Raw genomic sequence first — 17,517 nt, forward strand, 5'->3', positions numbered from 1 at the left:
GGGGCCCGGATCTGCGGAGATCCGGGTCTTTTGCCGCGAAAAACGGCTGTCGTGTTGGGACGGAATCCAATCCCTGGGCGCGTCCGCTGTCAATACTTTGTTAAGACATCATTTCACAAGCAGGTCCGAATGTAAGTACAAACTATTGACAGCGTCCCCCTCCGCGACCTACACCTGGTAGGCGGCAGGCCCGCTGGGACCCGCCCCCTCCCCCAGATCGAGGAGCGTCGCGCATGGCCGAGTCAGCCCAGTCCTTCGATCTGATCACGATGGGCCGCATCGGGGTGGATCTCTACCCGCTACAGACAGGCGTGCCCCTGGAGCGGGTGGAGACCTTCGGGAAGTTCCTCGGCGGTTCGGCCACCAACGTGGCGGTCGCGGCCGCCCGGCTCGGCCGTACCACCGCGGTGATCACCCGCACCGGCGACGACCCCTTCGGCGTCTATCTCCACGAGGCGCTCAGGGAGTTCGGCGTGGACGACCGCTGGGTCACGCCGGTCGCCGAGTACCCGACCCCGGTCACGTTCTGCGAGATCTTCCCGCCGGACGACTTCCCGCTGTACTTCTACCGCCGGCCCAAGGCTCCCGACCTGGAGATCCACACCGGCGAGCTGGACTTCTTCGCGATCCGCGCGGCCCGCGTCTTCTGGATCACCGGCACCGGCCTGAGCGAGGAGCCGAGCCGCTCGGCCACGCTCGCCGCGCTCAAGGCGCGCGACAGGGCGGGCACCACGGTCTTCGACCTCGACTGGCGCCCGATGTTCTGGCGGGACCCGGCGGAGGCTCGCCCGTACTACGCCGAAGCGCTGCGTCACGCGACCGTCGCGGTCGGCAACCTCGACGAGTGCGAGATCGCCACCGGCGTCCGCGAACCGCGCGCCTGCGCCCAGGCGTTGCTCGACGCGGGCGTGGAACTCGCCGTCGTCAAGCAGGGTCCCAAGGGCGTCCTGGCCATGCACCGCGACGGCACGACCGCCGAGGTGCCACCGGTCCCGGTCGAGGTGCTCAACGGCCTCGGCGCGGGCGACGCGTTCGGCGGCTCACTGTGCCACGGGCTGCTGTCCGGCTGGGAGTTGGAGACCACCATGCGGTACGCCAACGCGGCCGGCGCTCTCGTCGCCTCCCGGCTCGCCTGCTCCTCCGCGATGCCGACCGGGTCCGAGGTCGAGGACCTCCTCGTAAGCGCCGGAGTAGATGCCGGAGTAGGTGCCGGAGTAAGCGCCCGCGCAGGCGCCCGAGTGAGCGGCTGAGCACGCCGTGGAGTTCGCGGCCGACCGAGCCACCCCTGAACGGAGCTTCTCTTGAGCATCAGCATCCCCGACCTGGTCACGGTCAGAGCCCGGCATCCGGAGGCCGTCGCCGAGGCGGCCGCCCGACGGGTGCGCCGTCCGCTGCTCGGTGACAGCGGCCGGCTGATGATCGTGGCCGCCGACCATCCGGCGCGCGGCGCCCTAGGCGTCGGCGACCGCCGCAGTGCCATGGCGAACCGGGCCGATCTGCTGGAGCGCCTGTGCGTCGCGCTGTCCCGGCCGGGCGTCGACGGAGTGCTGGCCACCGCCGACATCCTGGAGGACCTGCTGCTGCTCGGGGTCCTGGACGGCAAGGTCGTGATGGGCTCGATGAACCGCGGCGGCCTGTCGGGCGCCAGCTTCGAGATGGACGACCGGTTCACCGGCCACCGGGCCCAGGACATCGCCCGGCTCCGCTTCGACGCGGGCAAGCTGCTGCTCCGTATCGACTACGCCGACGCGGGCTCGCTGACCACCCTGGAGTCCACCGCGCGCGCCATCGACGACATGGCGGCGGCCCAACTCCCCCTGTTCGTCGAGCCGTTCATCTCCCGCAGGATCGACGGCGCGGTCCGCAACGACCTGTCCGCCGAGGCCGTCATCCGCTCGATCGCCATCGCCTCGGGCCTGGGCGGCACCTCCGCCTACACCTGGCTGAAGCTCCCCGTCACCCACGACCCCGACGACATGGCCGAGGTCCTGGAGACGTCGACCCTGCCCGCCGTCCTCCTCGGCGGCGAGGTCGGGGACGACCAGGAGGGCGCGTACGAACGCTGGCGCAAGGCACTGCGCCTGCCAACCGTCCAGGGCATGGTCGTCGGCCGCTCCCTGCTGTACCCCGCCGAGGGCAGCGTGGAGACGGCCGTGGACACGGCCGTGAGCCTGTTGTGAACCGGAGGCACACGATGACCAGTGCATATCACCTTCCCGCCGGAAAGGCCCTGGGTGGCCCCTACGTCGTGGACGTCACCCCCGAGTCCGCGGACTGGGGCTACTCCAGCCTGCGCGTCCTGGAGTTGCCGCCGGGCGGCGGGCACACCTTCGACACCGGCGACAGCGAGTGGATCGTGCTGCCGCTGAGCGGCGCCTGCACCGTCGCCACCGACGACGACTTCGGTCACGAGACCTTCCAACTCCACGGCCGGAAGAGCGTGTTCACCGCCGTCAGCGACTTCGCATACGTCCCACGCGATGCCCGTACGACGATCTCGTCGACCGGCGGCGGACGCTTCGCCCTCACCGGCGCGCGCTGCACCCGCCGCCTGCCCGCCCGCTACGGACCGGCCTCGGCGGTGCCGGTGGAGCTGCGCGGCACCGGCAGCAGCTCCCGCCAGGTCAACAACTTCGGCGCGGCAGGCGTCTTCGAGTGCGACAAGCTGATCGCCGTCGAGGTGATCACGCCGGGCGGCAACTGGTCGTCGTTCCCGCCGCACAAGCACGACGAACACCGCCCCGGCGAGGAGTCCGTCCTCGAAGAGATCTACTACTTCGAGTTCTCCGACCACGAGGGCACGCCCGGGCTCGGCTACCAGCGCGTCTCCCCGTCCGGGCAGGGCCGTCACACGGACGTGCTGGCCGAAGTGCGCGGCGGAGACGTCGTGTTGATCCCCGACGGCTGGCACGGGCCCTCGATGGCGGTGCCCGGCCACCACATGTACTACCTCAACGTCATGGCGGGTCCCGAGGACGACCGCGCCTGGCTGATCTGCGACCACCCCGACCACGCCTGGGTCCGCGACACCTGGGCCGAGCAGCCCGTCGACCCCCGTCTTCCCCTCTACACGGCACCGGAGAAGTCCTGATGAGCACCCCCATCCGCCGCCTGACCGTCGCCCAGGCCCTGGTGCGCTTCCTATCGGTCCAGTACACCGAGCGCGACGGCGTACGGCACCGGCTGATCGCCGGTACCTGGGGCATCTTCGGCCACGGCAATGTGGCGGGCATCGGCCAGGCACTCCTGGAGGCGGGTGAGGAGGCGATGCCGTACCACCAGGGCCGCAACGAGCAGGCCATGGTGCACGCGGCGGTCGGCTACGCCCGCCACCTCGACCGGCTGTCCGCGCAGGCGGTCACCACGTCCATCGGACCGGGCGCCACCAACCTCGTCACGGGCGCCGCGCTGGCCACGATCAACCGCCTGCCGGTCCTTCTCCTCCCCGGCGACTACTTCGCCACCCGCGCCGCCGACCCGCTCCTCCAGCAGCTGGAGCACCCGGTCGAGGCGGACCTGTCGGTCAACGACACGCTGCGTCCGGTGTCCCGCTACTTCGACCGGATCACGCGCCCCGAGGCCCTGATCCCCTCCGCTCTGAACGCCATGCGCGTCCTCGCCGACCCCGTCGAGACGGGAGCCGTAACTCTCGCCCTGCCGCAGGACGTTCAGGCCGAGGCCCACGACTGGCCCGAGGAGTTCTTCGCCGAGCGCGTCTGGCACGTACGGCGGCCCGCGCCCGACCCGTTCGAGCTGGCGGAGGCGGTGGCGGCGATCCGGGCCGCCGAACGCCCGCTGATCGTCGCGGGCGGCGGGGTCCACCACAGCCGCGCCGAGGAGGCGCTGAAGGCGCTGGTGGACGCCACCGGCATCCCGGTCGCGTCGACCCAGGCGGGCAAGGGCTCGCTCCGCCACGACCACCCCGCCGACCTGGGCGGCATCGGCCACACCGGAACCGCGGTCAGTGACGACATCGCGCGCACGGCGGACCTGGTGATCGGCGTCGGCACCCGCTACACCGACTTCACCACGGCTTCCGGCACCCTTTTCCAGAACCCGGATGTCCGCTTCGTCAACCTCAACATCACCGCGTTCGACGCTCACAAGCTGGCGGCGCGGACGCTGGTCTGCGACGCGAGGGCGGGGCTCACGGCGTTGACGCAGGCACTGTCCGGCCACCGTGTGAACTCGGTTTACGAGGCCGAGTACCGCGCCGGCAAGGACCGCTGGGAACAAGTTGTCGACGCCGCTTTCACCGCCGCCGACGAGAACGCCGTACCGACCCAGACCCAACTGCTCGGCGCTCTCGACGCGATCGTGGGCGACGACGACGTGGTGATCAACGCGGCCGGTTCACTCCCCGGCGACCTGCACAAGCTGTGGCGGGCGCGCAGCCCGCGCCAGTACCACCTGGAGTACGGCTACTCCTGCATGGGCTACGAGATCCCGGCCGGCATCGGGGTCCAGCAGGCCGCCCCCGACACGCCGGTCTGGTCGCTGGTCGGCGACGGCACCTATCTGATGATGCCGACCGAGATCGTCACCGCCGTCCAGGAGCGTCTGCCGGTCAACGTGGTCCTGATCCAGAACCACGGCTACGCCTCCATCGGCGGCCTCTCCGAGTCGGTCGGCGGCGAACGTTTCGGCACCGCCTACCGCTACCGCGCCGCCGACGGCACCTTCTCCGGCGCCCCGCTCCCGGTCGACCTCGCCGCCAACGCGGCCAGCCTCGGCATGGACGTACTGCGCGCCAAGACGGTGCGCGAACTGCGCGAGGCGCTCGCCACGGCCCGCGCCTCCGACCGGCCGACCTGCGTGTACGTCGAGACGGACACCGCCACACCGACCGCTCCCCCGGCCGAGGCCTGGTGGGACGTCCCCGTGGCCGAGGTGGCGTCCCGCGAGGCCGCGACGAGCGCCCGCTCGGCCTACGACCGCCAGGTCGCCGACCGCCGCCGCCACCTCTGAACTCCCCTCCCCCGAAAGGCTTTTGCACCATGAAGACCATCACCCACTGGATCGACGGCAAGCCCGTCGAGAGCACGTCGGGCCGCTTCGGACCCGTATACGACCCGGCCACCGGCGCCCAGGAGAAGCAGGTCGGCTTCGCGACCGTGGACGAGGTGGACACCGCCGTGGCCTCGGCGAAGGCCGCGTTCGAGAGCTGGGGCACGGCCTCGATCGCCCGGCGGACGGCGATCCTGTTCAAGTACCGCGAGCTGCTGGACGCGCACCGCGACGAGATCGCCGAGCTGATCACCGCCGAGCACGGCAAGGTGCACTCGGACGCGCTCGGCGAGGTCGCGCGCGGTATGGAGATCGTGGAGCTGGCCTGCGGGATCAGCGTGCAGTTGAAGGGCGAGTTGTCCACGCAGGTGTCGACCCGCGTCGATGTGGCCTCGATCCGCCAGCCGTTGGGCGTGGTCGCGGGGATCACACCGTTCAACTTCCCGGCCATGGTGCCGATGTGGATGTTCCCGATCGCCATCGCGTGCGGCAACACCTTCGTACTGAAGCCCAGCGAGAAGGACCCCTCGGCGTCCTTCCGGCTGGCCGAACTGGCCTCCGAAGCGGGCCTGCCGGACGGCGTGCTGAACGTCGTACAGGGTGACAAGGTGGCCGTCGATCGCCTGCTGGAACACCCGGACATCGAGGCCGTCTCCTTTGTCGGCTCGACCCCGATCGCAAAGTACATCCAGCTCAGGGCAGTTGAGCACGGCAAGCGCGTGCAGGCTCTGGGCGGCGCCAAGAACCACATGCTGGTCCTGCCCGACGCCGACCTGGACTTCGCCGCCGACCAGGCGATCAACGCGGCCTACGGCTCGGCGGGCGAGCGCTGCATGGCCGTGTCGGTCGTGGTCGCGGTGGGCGGCACCGGTGACGAGCTGGTCGCCAAGATCGCCGAGCGCGCCGGAAAGCTGCGCATCGGTCCCGGCAACGACCCGGCCTCCGAGATGGGCCCGCTGATCACCCGCGAGCACCGCGACAAGGTGGCGTCGTACGTCGCGTCGGCCGCCGAGCAGGGTGCGCAGGTCGTGGTCGACGGCACCGGCTTCTCGGTCGACGGCCACGAGGACGGCTTCTTCCTCGGCGTCTCCCTCCTGGACAAGGTGCCGCTGACCGCGGACGCGTACCGCGACGAGATCTTCGGGCCGGTGCTCGTCGTCGTCCGCACGGAGTCGTACGACGAGGCCATCAAGCTGATCAACGACTCCCGTTGGGGCAACGGCACCGCGATCTTCACCCGCGACGGCGGCGCGGCCCGCCGCTTCCAGCTGGAGGTCAAGGCGGGCATGGTCGGCGTGAACGTGCCGATCCCGGTCCCCGTCGGCTACCACTCCTTCGGCGGCTGGAAGGACTCCCTCTTCGGCGACCTGCATGTGTACGGCAACGACGGCGTCGCCTTCTACACCCAGGGCAAGGTGATCACCACGCGCTGGCCGGACCCGTCGGACGCCGGGATCAACCTCGGCTTCCCCAGCCATTCCTGACCCCACGACGATTCGAGAGGACGGAGCCCCCGTGGCCGCGATCCGTGACCGCTCCCGTGCCGTGACCGCCCCCGCGCTCGACGCCGTGAACTTCGCCCTGAACCGCAGCAGTCCGGTGCCCTTGTACTACCAGCTCGCGCAACAACTGGAGGCGGCGATCGAGCACGGGTCCCTCGCCCCGGGAAACCTCCTGGGCAACGAGATCGACCTCTCGGCGCGTCTGGGCCTGTCCCGGCCCACGGTCCGCCAGGCGATCCAGTCCCTCGTCGACAAGGGCCTGCTGGTGCGCCGGCGGGGGGTCGGCACGCAGGTGGTGCACAGCCAGGTCAAGCGGCCACTGGAGCTCAGCAGCCTCTACGACGACCTGGAGTCGGCCGGGCAGGGCCCCTCCACCCAGGTGGTGCGCAACGAGGGCGTGCCCGCGACCGCCGATGTCGCGGCCGCCCTCGGCGTCGCGGAGGGCAGCGAGGTCACGCTCCTGGAGCGGCTGCGCTCCACGCACGGCCAGCCCATGGCCCTCCTCTGCAACTACCTGCCCGCGCAGCTCCTCGAACTCGACACCAGCCGACTGGAGTCGACCGGCCTGTACCGGATGATGCGCAGCGCCGGCATCACCCTGCACAGCGCCCGCCAGACCATCGGCGCCCGCTCGGCCACCGCCGAGGAGGCCGCCCGCCTCGACGAGAAGGAGGGGGCGGCCCTGCTCACCATGCAGCGCACGGCGTACGACGACACGGGCCGCGCGGTCGAGTACGGGACGCACATCTACCGCGCGTCCCGGTACACCTTCGACTTCCAGTTGCTGGTCAGAAGCTGACGTACGAGGTATCGGCCGCTCCCTTGTCCAGCAATCCTTCGGGTTGTGGGGATTCCGGTGGTCTTCGGCCTGGTCAGCGGCCGACGGCGGCGTCCCCGCGGAACGCCCCGGCCACCACTGGGACCAGCTGTCGCGCGATCTGCTCGGCGGACATGGTGGCCAGCTCGGCGCCGATGGGTGCCAGCGCGAGCCAGTTCAGCAGGCCGGCTGCGCATCGCGTACGGAAGATCAGTTCCTGCTCGTCGACTCCGGGAAGGTTGGGTGTCAGCACCCGGAGGGCCTCCCGGCGACTCTGGTCGAACTTGCCGGTCAGCCGCTCCCACCCCTGGGGCGGATCGATGCCGACGCGCGCCACGGTCCGCATCACCGCCAGGTCCTGCCCACCGGCCGCCAGCGCGCGCACCATCGGCCCGGCGAAGGCTCCCGCCACCTCCCGCAGCGTCGCCGTGGAGCCAAGGGAACCGAGTGCCAGGATCTGCGCGTCCAGATAGCTTTCCAACGCGTGCTCGATCGCCGAGTCGCACAGCGCCTTCAGCGACCCGAAGTGGTAACTCACCGCTGCGACGTTGGCTCCGGCGCGAGCCGTGATCTCGCGGAGTGTCACGCCCTCCTGGCCTCGCTGCGCGAGCAGCTCCAGGGCGGCCGACTGCAAACCGTCCCGCGTACGCTGACCGGCCTCTCGGCGCAGGTCCGTCTTGTCCTCTCGCATCACAGAATGTATTCAAGCAGCCGATTGAGTTCATTGTCAATCAGCCGCCTCGCGGATCGAGACTGAACTCGGCCGACCCCGACCCCAGGGGCACGCGGCGCCATCAGACAACTCAAACATCTGCTTGACATCCCGCACTGCCGTTCATAAATTAAAGCGAGCGTTTGATTTACTAAGGAAGCGCGAGGGACCGTTGCGACGGGTCTCAGATCCTGGGAACCAACCTGGAGGAACACGACATGAAGTTGCTCAGCCGGAAGACGATCACCGCCACGGCCGCTATAGCGATCCTGGGCGGTCTTTCCATCGCCGCTGCGCCGACACAGGCCGCAGGCCCTGCCGCCGGCAGCACCGCGGCCGTCGCGGACCTGAGTCCTGGCGACCTGTCAAAGCTGCCGCTCACGGACCGCCACCTGACCAAGAAGGAGCGGGCCAACCTCGCAGTCGTCCTGCGCGCCTACCACGTGGCGGAGGGCGACAGCCTGGACGTCGACGCGTTCGTCAACAGCTTCGCCAAGGACGGCGTCTTCAACGACGTGGTCGCCGGCCAGTCCTATCGGGGCGATGCCCTCGGCGGCGTTCCGACCTACATGGCCAACCTCTTCCCCGATGTCCACCGCGACCTCAAGCGCATCACCGTGAACGGTGACGTGGTCAGCATCGAGCTGTCGATCCAAGGCACGTTCGAAGGGCCCCTCCAGTCGCCGGCGGGCACCGTCAAGCCGACCGGCGCGAGGGTCGACGCGCCGACCGCCGACTTCTGGTACCTGCACAACGGCAAGGTCGAGAAGTTCAACTGCTTCGTCGGGTACTCGGCCATGTACGCCCAGATGGGCGTGAACTTCGACTGGGCGTCGGCGGTCGAGAAGCCCTGAGGTCGCTCCCGGGCGGGTGATGCCCGCCGCTACCGGCCGCGCATCGCCCGCCGGGACCGGTCGGGGCAGGTTCCACCGGTCCTCGAACCTCACTTGGGGTGCGAAGAACCGGCACAGCTGCTTCAACTTCCGCATCAACCACGTGAGATCTCGCGGTGGTTCGGAACACGTCGATGTCGGCTCGCCTCGACTCAGGTGCTGAATGCCCTGAGGACCAGCTGGCTGTAGCGGCGCCAGACCGCCGGATCGCGGATTTCCATGGCGACCAGCTGGCGGGTGTAGCCGCCGAAGAGGACCCGGAAGTCCTCGATGGTGACGTCCGGACCGATCCCGCCCTGTTCCCTCGCGGCGACCAGCAAGGCTTCGATGCCGGTCATGATGTTGCTGTTGAGCTCCTCGGAGCTCTCGGGGACGACGTCCGCCAGTACCCGGTCGCCGGCGAGCCGCTCTGCCATGTCGCCCAAAAGAGCGCTCAGCGCCGGGTAGGCGTCAGACTCCGCCAGCGCCTGTGCGATCCGGTGTTCCATCCACCGCAGCTGGTACTCGGCGACGGCCTCGATCAGGTCGGCCTTCGTCGCGTAGCTGCGGTAGACCGTGGCCTTCCCCACGCCCGCCCGCCTCGCGACCTCCGGCACCGTGGCCGCAAGACCGCGCTCGGCGAAGACCTCCAGCGCCGCAGTGATGATCTTCTCGTGGTTGCGACGGGCGTCGGCACGCCGTGCGGACCAGTCGTCATCGAGAGACACGGGCAGGGTGGACGGTGACTGCGGCATACGGTCAGTCTCCCCGACCTGCCCCAGTGCTGGTCACCACAGCGGACGGGGCGATGTCCGCCACCGGCTCGGCCTGGTCGGCACGGGTGCGCGGGATCAGGAGGGCCGCGGCTCCCGCGACGGCCGCCGCGACCGCCCCGATGGCGAATGCCTCACCGAAGGCGTGATCCGTGGGAAGCAGCATCCCGGCGGTGACGCTGCCCGCCAGGAGCGTGGCGGCCACCTGCGAACCGATCGACGAACCGAGCGAGCGGATCAGGGCGTTGACTCCGGTCGCCTGCCCTGTCATGGAGCGCGGCACGGCCCCCACGATCAGGTTGGGCATCGCCGCCATGGCCATACCGATACCAGCGAAGACGATCATGGAGTAGATCACGATGGTGGTGACGGAGCCGTGCTCGGCGGCCAGCAGTCCCAGACCGGCCGCGGCGGTCAGCATGCCGAGGGCGAGCGGGACCTTACCGCCGGCCTTCGCCGAAAGCTTCCCGCAGACGGCCCCGGCCACGAGCATCATCAGGCAGGCCGGCAGGAGCAGCAGTCCCGCGTGGGTCGCGTCCATACCGAGACCGTAGCCGGACGCCTTGGGGGTCTCCGCGAGCTGCGGGATGAGGACGAAGGCTCCGAACATGGCGAAGCCGGCCAGTACCGTGGCGATGTTGGTGGCGAGCACCGGCGGACGGCCGAGCACCGACATGTCCACCAGCGGCTCTCGGACGCGCTGTTCGAACAGGCCGAAGAGCACCAGGACGAGGAGACCCGCGGCGATGAGGCCCAGGACGCGGGCGTCCGTCCAGCCCCAGTCGGCGGTCTTGGTGAGGGCGATCAGCGGAGCCGTCACACCAACGGCCAGCAGCACGGCACCGGCGTAGTCGACCTTGCCCTTGACGTGGTGGTTGCCCGCAGGCAGGGTCCGTACGCCCAGCATCGCCAGCCCAGCCATGATCGCGCCGGACCAGAAGATCCACTGATACGAGGCGTGGTCGATCAGCAGACCGCCCAGCAGCAGACCCGCTCCGGCGCCGATACCCGCGATCGCCGAGATCAGCCCGAGCGCCCCCGCCCTTCGGTTCGGCGGGAAGTCGTCGCTGATGATGCCGAAGCAGAGCGGGAATATGCCGCCGCCGGCTCCTTGGAGCACACGGGCCGCGACGACAAGCCAGATATTGCCGACCACCGCGGCCAGCACGGCGCCGACACCGAAGAGCACCAGCGCGATGAGCAGCATGCGCCGCTTGCCGAACATGTCACCGAGCCGGCCGATCACGGGCGTCAGGATCGCCGCCGACACCAGATAGCCCGTCAGCACCCATGTCACGCTCGCCGAACTGGCATGCAGCGCCTCCGTCATCCCGGTCATGGCCGGAACCACAGCCGTCTGGGCGAGCGCATAAGCCGTGGCCGCCAGCGCCAGGACCAGAAGTGAGCCTTTCGGGGGGCTCTGCACGTCGACACTCATCTCGTATCTCTCCACCCACAACGAGCAATCGGACCCATGGGTCCACTTACTCGACCGAGAGTAGCTCGAACCGGCCCCACGGGTCCACTTGCGCGGCGGGGGCTGCCTCCTCACCTGGCAGCGCCTTCATCACCTCCGCGGGCGAGGTGCAGTTCGGTCTGCTGCGGTTCCCCGAGCTCAACTCCTCGGTCGACACCGAACGGCAGGAGATCGTCCGCCACCGCGAAGTACACCTCGGCTTCGCCGCCCAGACGGAGCGCGGCCCGGTCGTACCCGTCGTACGCGACGCCCATCACCTGTCCACCGCGGAGCTCGCCGACGAACTGGCACGGTTGACCGCCCTCGCCAGGGCCGGGCGTCTGCCGCCCAAACTGCTGACCGGCGGCGCCTTCACCCTCAACAACTACGGCGTGTTCGGGGTGGACGGCTCGACGCCCATCAACCACCCTGAGGCCGCGATACTCGGCGTCGGCCGCATCGTGGACAAACCATGGGTGGTCGACGGCGAGCTCGCCGTGCGCAAGATCGGACAGCTCTCGTTCGGCTTTGACCACCGGCAGGTCGCCGAGGCCATGTCTGCGACGGCGGCGTCGCCGGAGGCGATGGCGCACGGCCGCCGGTGGCCGCGCATGACGTACCGGTCCGCACAAAAAAATCGTCCGGGTCGAAGTGAATCTCGACCCGAACGACCTTGGATTTCAATGTGTGTCCGAGGGGGGACTTGAACCCCCACACCCGATAAAGGGTACTAGCACCTCAAGCTAGCGCGTCTGCCATTCCGCCACCCGGACTGGATGTCTGCCACCTGGACGGGGGTGTTCCCCGCGGCGACATGCACAACAATACCAAGGTTTCGGAGCACCTTTCACCTGCATATCCGGGCTGTCAGGGCGGATACGCGGGCCCGGGCGGAGGTGCCGTACGGGTCTCGCAATGAGTAACGCGGGGACTACTCAGGAGTCGGCGGGCGGCGTCCGATCATGGACGCCGCCCGCGCCGTCCTCACCTCACGGCATGAGGTGGTAGTCGGGGAAGTTGCCCGGCAGCCGCTCCCCCGCCGGTCCCTGCGTCACCGCGCGCACCAGCAGCTCCCCGCCCACGAACGCGCCGCGCCACGACGCGCCGAAGCCGCCGAAGAGCTCGTCGCGGTCGCCGCGGGAGCGGGGCTTGCCGTGACCGACCTTGAACGCCCGGATCTGCGGTGCCAGCCGGTCGTACGTCGACTTGTCGTCCGTGGACAGGGTGGCGACCAGTGCGCCGTTGGACGCGTTCATGGCGGCGAGCAGTTCGGCCTCGGTGTCGACCAGGACGATGGTGTCGACCGGGCCGAAGGGTTCCGCGTGGTGCAGCGGCGAGGACGGGGGCGGGTTGAGGATCGTGACGGGATGGACGTACGCCGAGGTGTCCTGGCCGGGCAGGAAGCGCGCGTCGGACAGGTTGCCGCGGTGCAGCGGGACGGCGCCACGGTCGATGGCCTCGGCGACCTGGTCGTGGAGGTCCTTGGCCTTGGCCGCGTTGATCACGGGTCCGAAGTCCAGGGACGGGAACGGGTCGTCGGGGTGCTCGACCGCGAGCGGGTGGCCGATACGCAGGGTGCGGACCGCCGGAAGGTAGGCGTCCAGGAACTCGTCGAACAGGGAGCGCTGGACTACGAAGCGCGGGTAGGCGGTGCAGCGCTGCTTGCCGTAGTCGAAGAGCTTGGGGATGACCGCGGTCAGTGCGTCCCAGTCCGAGTTGTTCCAGATGCCCCAGGTGTTCAGCCCCTCCTGCTCCAGGACGTGCCGCTTGCCCAGGTCGGCGACGGCGGTCGCCACCGCCGCGCCCGTGTCGCGGCCGCCGACGAAGGAGACGCAGCCGATCTCGGGCGCACGGACGAGGGCCTCGGACAGCTCGCGTCCGCTGCCGCTGACGAGGGTGACGGGGATCCCTTCGCGTACGGCGAGCGCGCTGGCCAGGGTGAGACAGGCGACGCCGCCGTCGGTCGGGGTCTTGGCGATGACCGCGTTGCCGGCCAGTGCCTGTACCAGCATTGCGTGAACGAGCACGCTCATCGGGTAGTTCCAGCTCGCGATGTTGGACACGGGCCCCTCCAGCGGGGTCCTGCCCTCCACCATGGGCTCGATGCCGTCGACGTACCAGCGCACGCCGTCGATGGCCCGGTCCACATCGGCCTGGGCGAGCCGCCAGGGCTTGCCTATCTCCCAGACCAGCAGGAGCGCGAGCAGTTCGCGGTGCTCGGTCAGCGCGTCGAGGGTCGCCGCGACGCGGGCCCGGCGCTCCGCGAGGGGAACGTGGCGCCAGGCACGGTGCTGGTCGAGCGAGGCGCGTACGGCCTGCTGGGCGGTGGCGCCGTCCAGGCGCGGCGGGCCCGCGATGGGGCTGCCGTCGACGGGACTGATGGCGGGCAGCGCCCGGCCGTCCGCCTGCCAGCCGGGGCCCCAGAGGTTGAGAACCCGGTCGTCCTGGAAGGCCTCCGGCGCCACCCGGAGGCAGCGCTGCCAGGCGTCGTTCCAGGACGTACCGGCCTTCAGGACGAGGTTGGTGGTGTTGAGGGTGGTGGTCATCGGATGTCTCCGCTCTCGGTGCACAGTCGGGGGCGGGGGGCCTGACTTCTGCCGAACGGCAGGAAGCTCGGGCCCGCGCGAGCAGGTGTCGCGTACGTACGGAGTGACTGTGAGACAGCTGTGTCCGTACGGAGGAACGTAGTGAGGCCGTAGTGTCTCCGGCAGTCACCTCACGTCAACTATGAATGACGTCACGTTCCGTTTCGAGCTGGTTGAGTACCAATCTTGCCGTCTCGGTCGGGGTGCTGCCCACGCGCACTCCGACCGCCTCCAGGGCCTTCTTCTTCGCCTGGGCGGTGCCCGACGAACCGGAGACGATGGCGCCCGCGTGCCCCATGGTCTTTCCTTCAGGGGCGGTGAATCCGGCGATGTAGCCGACGACGGGCTTGGTGATGTGGTCGCGGATGTACGCGGCCGCCCGTTCCTCGGCGTCGCCGCCGATCTCCCCGATGAGAACGATCAGTTCCGTGTCGGGGTCTTCCTGGAAGGCCGCCAGGCAGTCGATGTGGGTGGTGCCGACGACGGGGTCGCCGCCGATGCCGACACAGGTCGAGAAGCCGACGTCTCTCAGCTCGTACATGAGCTGGTAGGTGAGGGTGCCGGACTTGGAGACCAGGCCGATGCGGCCGGGCTTGGTGATGTCGGCGGGGATGATGCCCGCGTTCGACTCGCCGGGACTGATCAGGCCGGGACAGTTGGGGCCGATGACGCGTGTGCCCTTGGTGGCGGCGTACGCGTTGAAGACCACGGAGTCGTGGACCGGGATGCCCTCGGTGATGACGACGGCGAGTCCGATCCCGGCGTCCGCGGCCTCCAGTACGGCCGCTTTGGCGAAGGCCGGTGGGACGAAGACGACGCTCACGTCCGCTCCGGTGGCCTCGATGCCTTCGCGCACCGACCCGAACACGGGTACGGCACGGTCGTCGAAGTCGACGGTCCGGCCCGCCTTGCGGGGGTTGACGCCGCCGACGATGTCGGTGCCGGCCGAGAGCATGCGCCGGGTGTGCTTCATACCCTCGGCGCCGGTCATGCCCTGGACGAGGACCTTGGATTCCTTGCTGAGAAAGATGGCCATGTCCACGTCCTTCAGGCGGCGTTGGCGAGTTGGGCGGCGCGGCGCGCGGCGCCGTCCATGGTGGTGGCCTGCTGCACCAGGGGGTGGGCGCGGTCATCGAGGATGGCGCGACCGCGTACGGCGTTGTTGCCGTCGAGGCGGACCACCAGCGGCTTGGTGAGGTGGACGGTGTCCAGGGCCTGCACGATGCCGTCGGCGACCGCGTCGCAGGCGGTGATCCCGCCGAAGACGTTGACGAAGACGGACTTCACGTCCGGGTCGGAGAGGATCACGGACAGGCCGTCGGCCATGATCTGGGCGGATGCTCCGCCGCCGATGTCGAGGAAGTTCGCCGGGCGGGCGCCGCAGCCGGCGACCACGTCGAGCGTTGACATGACCAGACCCGCGCCATTGCCGATGACGCCGACCTCGCCGTCGAGCTTGACGTAGTTGAGGCCCTTGGCGGCGGCCGCCGCCTCCAGCGGATCATCGTGCCCGGCGTCCTGCTCGCCCCAACGCGCCTGCCTGAAGCGGGCGTTGTCATCGAGGGTGACCTTGCCGTCCAGGGCCAGAAGCTGCCCCTTGGAAGTGCGGACGAGGGGGTTCACCTCGACGAGGACGGCGTCCTCGCGAATCAGCACCTGCCACAGCCGAACCAGCACGTCAACCGCCTGTGGTGGTAGCCCTGCTACCTGGATAATTTCGGTCGCCTTTGCGGACGTGACGCCTTCCGCAGGGTCGATCGGAATGCGCGCTACCGCTTCTGGCCTGGTCGCGGCCACTTCTTCGATCTCCATGCCGCCCTCGGCGGAGGCAATCGCGATGAATTGTCCGGCTGCCCTGTCGAGGACGTAGGAGACGTAGAACTCGCTCTCGATGTCCACGAGTTGGGCCAGCATCACCGTGCGGACCGTGTGACCCTTGATGTCCATTCCGAGGATCTGACGGGCCGTCACCTCGGCTGCGGCCGGGTCCGCGGCGACTTTCACCCCGCCCGCCTTGCCACGCCCGCCGATCTTCACCTGGGCCTTTACCACCACATTGCCACCCAGTCGACGGGCGATCTCGCGCGCCTCCCTGGGTGAGTCCGTGACCTCGGCCCGCGGTACCACGATGCCGTGTTCCTCGAAGAGTGCCCGCGCCTGGTGTTCGTACAGGTCCATCATCAGGCTCCTGTCTTAAAAGTGGTGCACGCCCCCTGGACATCACCCATCGGATGCGGGATAACAATCTTCATACAGTATCCGTCGACTGTATGCAATGTGCCAAGCAGGGCTCACACCCTGCGACGCCAGGGCGCTGGAACCAACGGACAAGTGAGGTGACCTGTGACAACGAAGGCTCTCGAAGGCATCCGAGTCCTCGACATGACACATGTGCAGTCCGGTCCCTCGGCGACCCAGCTGCTGGCCTGGCTCGGTGCGGACGTCCTCAAACTGGAGGCGCCAACCGGTGACATCACGCGTAGACAACTTCGCGACCTCCCGGACGTCGACTCCCTCTACTTCACGATGCTCAACAGCAACAAGCGCAGCATCACCCTCAACACCAAGACCGAACGCGGCAAGGAGATCCTCACCGAGCTGATCAGCCGCTGCGACGTCATGGTCGAGAACTTCGGGCCCGGTGCCATCGACCGCATGGGCTTCAGCTGGGACCGCATCCGCGAGATCAACCCGCGTATCGTCTACGCGTCCATCAAAGGCTTCGGCGAAGGCCCGTACACCAACTACAAGGCGTACGAGGTCGTCGCCCAGGCCATGGGCGGATCGATGTCCACCACCGGCTTCGAGGACGGCCCGCCGCTCGCGACCGGCGCCCAGATCGGCGACTCGGGCACCGGCATTCACGCCGTGGCCGGGATCCTCGCGGCGCTGTTCCAACGGGAGAACACCGGCCGCGGCCAGCGGGTCAATGTGGCCATGCAGCATGCTGTGCTCAACCTCTGCCGGGTGAAGCTGCGCGATCAGCAGCGCCTGGCCCATGGTCCACTCTCCGAATATCCCAACGAGGACTTCGGCGACGAGGTTCCCAGGTCGGGAAACGCCTCCGGCGGCGGCCAGCCCGGCTGGGCGGTCAGATGCGCCCCCGGCGGCCCCAACGACTATGTGTACGTGATCGTCCAGCCCGTCGGCTGGAAGCCGATCACCGCACTCCTGGGCCGGCCCGAGCTGGCCGAGGACCCCGAGTGGGCCACCCCCGAGGCCCGGCTGCCCAAGCTGGAGAAGATGTTCCAGCTGATCGAGGAGTGGACCAGCACCCTCCCCAAGATGGAGGTGCTGGAGCGGCTCAACGCCCACCACATCCCCTGCGGCCCGATTCTGTCCACGAAGGAGATCATCGAGGACGCCTCGCTGGTCGCCAACGAGATGGTCGTACGCGTGCCGCACCCCGAGCGGGGCGAGTTCGTGACCGTGGGCAGCCCACTGAAGCTTTCCGACTCCCCCGTCGACGTGACCAGCCCGCCGCTGCTCGGCGAGCACAACGAAGAGGTCTACGTCGGCGAACTCGGCCTCGGGCACGAGGAGCTCCACCTCCTCAGGTCGAGCGGGGTGATCTGACGTGACCACCGACGCGTACGGGATCGCGGTCATCCATGAGATGACCGTCCCGGACTACCAGCGGGAGGCAGGCGCCTCCCCGTACACGACCGAGAAGCCCGTGGCCGCACCCGGCGCGCAGTACCGCCGGGTACGGGCGGCAGGGCTGTTGGGGGGCGGGTTCATGACCTAAGCCCGCGCGGGGGACCCACGGTGCGCGTTGGCCACCCCCGTGACC

At 69.2% G+C, this 17,517-nt stretch carries 14 protein-coding genes, 1 tRNA gene and 2 pseudogenes; 10 read left to right on the forward strand and 7 right to left on the reverse strand.

Annotated elements, in window-relative coordinates; all coding sequences use genetic code 11:
- Nucleotides 1-233 precede the first annotated feature (233 nt).
- Genes iolC through ACIPC1_RS24010 form a run of 6 tightly spaced genes read left to right on the forward strand, consistent with a single transcriptional unit; the run spans nt 234 to nt 7,308 of the window.
- Nucleotides 234-1,250, forward strand: coding sequence for a 5-dehydro-2-deoxygluconokinase (iolC, locus tag ACIPC1_RS23985; RefSeq protein WP_402520139.1), 1,017 nt, complete (start codon nt 234-236; stop codon nt 1,248-1,250).
- A 51-nt stretch (nt 1,251-1,301) separates the two neighbouring features.
- The gene (locus tag ACIPC1_RS23990) at nt 1,302-2,180 is read left to right on the forward strand and encodes a deoxyribose-phosphate aldolase (RefSeq protein WP_402520141.1); all 879 of its coding nucleotides are present in this window, start codon (nt 1,302-1,304) and stop codon (nt 2,178-2,180) included.
- Nucleotides 2,181-2,194: 14 nt separating this feature from the next.
- Complete coding sequence (gene iolB / locus ACIPC1_RS23995; protein ID WP_402520143.1) at nt 2,195-3,091, forward strand: 5-deoxy-glucuronate isomerase; 897 nt, start codon at nt 2,195-2,197, stop codon at nt 3,089-3,091.
- Entirely contained in the window at nt 3,091-4,968 is a 1,878-nt protein-coding gene (gene iolD, locus ACIPC1_RS24000; protein WP_402520145.1) for a 3D-(3,5/4)-trihydroxycyclohexane-1,2-dione acylhydrolase (decyclizing), read from the forward strand. Before iolB ends, iolD begins: the two co-directional genes overlap by 1 nt.
- 29 nt (nt 4,969-4,997) lie before the next feature.
- The gene (locus ACIPC1_RS24005; protein WP_402520147.1) at nt 4,998-6,491 is read left to right on the forward strand and encodes a CoA-acylating methylmalonate-semialdehyde dehydrogenase; all 1,494 of its coding nucleotides are present in this window, start codon (nt 4,998-5,000) and stop codon (nt 6,489-6,491) included.
- A gap of 31 nt (nt 6,492-6,522) precedes the next feature.
- The gene (locus ACIPC1_RS24010) at nt 6,523-7,308 is read left to right on the forward strand and encodes a GntR family transcriptional regulator (RefSeq protein WP_402520149.1); all 786 of its coding nucleotides are present in this window, start codon (nt 6,523-6,525) and stop codon (nt 7,306-7,308) included.
- Nucleotides 7,309-7,381: 73 nt separating this feature from the next.
- Here the strand turns inward: ACIPC1_RS24010 and ACIPC1_RS24015 are convergent, their stop codons facing one another.
- Complete coding sequence (locus ACIPC1_RS24015; protein ID WP_402520151.1) at nt 7,382-8,017, reverse strand: TetR/AcrR family transcriptional regulator; 636 nt, start codon at nt 8,015-8,017, stop codon at nt 7,382-7,384.
- Between the two features lie 239 nt (nt 8,018-8,256).
- Here ACIPC1_RS24015 and ACIPC1_RS24020 point away from each other — a divergent pair, with 239 nt between their 5' ends.
- Complete coding sequence (locus ACIPC1_RS24020; protein ID WP_402520153.1) at nt 8,257-8,892, forward strand: nuclear transport factor 2 family protein; 636 nt, start codon at nt 8,257-8,259, stop codon at nt 8,890-8,892.
- A gap of 191 nt (nt 8,893-9,083) precedes the next feature.
- On the opposite strand, the gene ACIPC1_RS24025 is transcribed toward ACIPC1_RS24020, so the two are convergent.
- Entirely contained in the window at nt 9,084-9,665 is a 582-nt protein-coding gene (locus ACIPC1_RS24025; protein WP_402520155.1) for a TetR/AcrR family transcriptional regulator, read from the reverse strand.
- A gap of 4 nt (nt 9,666-9,669) precedes the next feature.
- The gene (locus tag ACIPC1_RS24030) at nt 9,670-11,121 is read right to left on the reverse strand and encodes an MFS transporter (RefSeq protein WP_402520157.1); all 1,452 of its coding nucleotides are present in this window, start codon (nt 11,119-11,121) and stop codon (nt 9,670-9,672) included.
- A gap of 158 nt (nt 11,122-11,279) precedes the next feature.
- On the opposite strand from ACIPC1_RS24030, the pseudogene ACIPC1_RS24035 reads away from it, so the two are divergent.
- Nucleotides 11,280-11,794: pseudogene (locus ACIPC1_RS24035) on the forward strand (2-oxo acid dehydrogenase subunit E2); the annotation flags it as partial.
- 33 nt (nt 11,795-11,827) lie between these two features.
- Here the strand turns inward: ACIPC1_RS24035 and ACIPC1_RS24040 are convergent.
- The 4 genes from ACIPC1_RS24040 to sucC form a co-directional block, all read right to left on the reverse strand.
- Nucleotides 11,828-11,912, reverse strand: a tRNA-Leu gene (locus tag ACIPC1_RS24040).
- Between the two features lie 216 nt (nt 11,913-12,128).
- Nucleotides 12,129-13,685 (reverse strand): aldehyde dehydrogenase family protein, encoded by a 1,557-nt coding sequence (locus tag ACIPC1_RS24045; protein WP_402520160.1) that lies wholly within the window; start codon nt 13,683-13,685, stop codon nt 12,129-12,131.
- Between the two features lie 175 nt (nt 13,686-13,860).
- A complete protein-coding gene (sucD, locus tag ACIPC1_RS24050; RefSeq protein WP_402520162.1) occupies nt 13,861-14,760 on the reverse strand; it encodes a succinate--CoA ligase subunit alpha in 900 nt (299 codons plus the stop codon).
- A gap of 11 nt (nt 14,761-14,771) precedes the next feature.
- The gene (sucC, locus tag ACIPC1_RS24055; RefSeq protein WP_402520582.1) at nt 14,772-15,902 is read right to left on the reverse strand and encodes an ADP-forming succinate--CoA ligase subunit beta; all 1,131 of its coding nucleotides are present in this window, start codon (nt 15,900-15,902) and stop codon (nt 14,772-14,774) included.
- Between the two features lie 165 nt (nt 15,903-16,067).
- On the opposite strand from sucC, the gene frc reads away from it, so the two are divergent.
- On the forward strand, nt 16,068-17,300 hold the full coding sequence (gene frc, locus ACIPC1_RS24060; protein ID WP_402520164.1) for a formyl-CoA transferase: 1,233 nt from the start codon (nt 16,068-16,070) through the stop codon (nt 17,298-17,300).
- A gap of 55 nt (nt 17,301-17,355) precedes the next feature.
- A pseudogene (locus ACIPC1_RS24065) lies at nt 17,356-17,472 on the forward strand (hypothetical protein); the annotation flags it as partial.
- Nucleotides 17,473-17,517 lie beyond the last annotated feature (45 nt).

It is taken from the genome of Streptomyces sp. NPDC087263, from assembly GCF_044744645.1.
In the GTDB taxonomy this organism is placed as follows: domain Bacteria; phylum Actinomycetota; class Actinomycetes; order Streptomycetales; family Streptomycetaceae; genus Streptomyces.

Coding starts and splice junctions, on each gene's coding strand:
- ACIPC1_RS24020 (WP_402520153.1), top strand. CDS start 8,257: ATGAAGTTGCTCAGCCGGAAGACGATCACCGCCACGGCCGCTATAGCG.
- sucC (WP_402520582.1), bottom strand. CDS start 15,902: ATGGACCTGTACGAACACCAGGCGCGGGCACTCTTCGAGGAACACGGC.
- ACIPC1_RS24030 (WP_402520157.1), bottom strand. CDS start 11,121: ATGAGTGTCGACGTGCAGAGCCCCCCGAAAGGCTCACTTCTGGTCCTG.
- iolD (WP_402520145.1), top strand. CDS start 3,091: ATGAGCACCCCCATCCGCCGCCTGACCGTCGCCCAGGCCCTGGTGCGC.
- ACIPC1_RS24045 (WP_402520160.1), bottom strand. CDS start 13,685: ATGACCACCACCCTCAACACCACCAACCTCGTCCTGAAGGCCGGTACG.
- iolB (WP_402520143.1), top strand. CDS start 2,195: ATGACCAGTGCATATCACCTTCCCGCCGGAAAGGCCCTGGGTGGCCCC.
- iolC (WP_402520139.1), top strand. CDS start 234: ATGGCCGAGTCAGCCCAGTCCTTCGATCTGATCACGATGGGCCGCATC.
- ACIPC1_RS24015 (WP_402520151.1), bottom strand. CDS start 8,017: ATGCGAGAGGACAAGACGGACCTGCGCCGAGAGGCCGGTCAGCGTACG.
- ACIPC1_RS24025 (WP_402520155.1), bottom strand. CDS start 9,665: ATGCCGCAGTCACCGTCCACCCTGCCCGTGTCTCTCGATGACGACTGG.
- sucD (WP_402520162.1), bottom strand. CDS start 14,760: ATGGCCATCTTTCTCAGCAAGGAATCCAAGGTCCTCGTCCAGGGCATG.
- ACIPC1_RS24005 (WP_402520147.1), top strand. CDS start 4,998: ATGAAGACCATCACCCACTGGATCGACGGCAAGCCCGTCGAGAGCACG.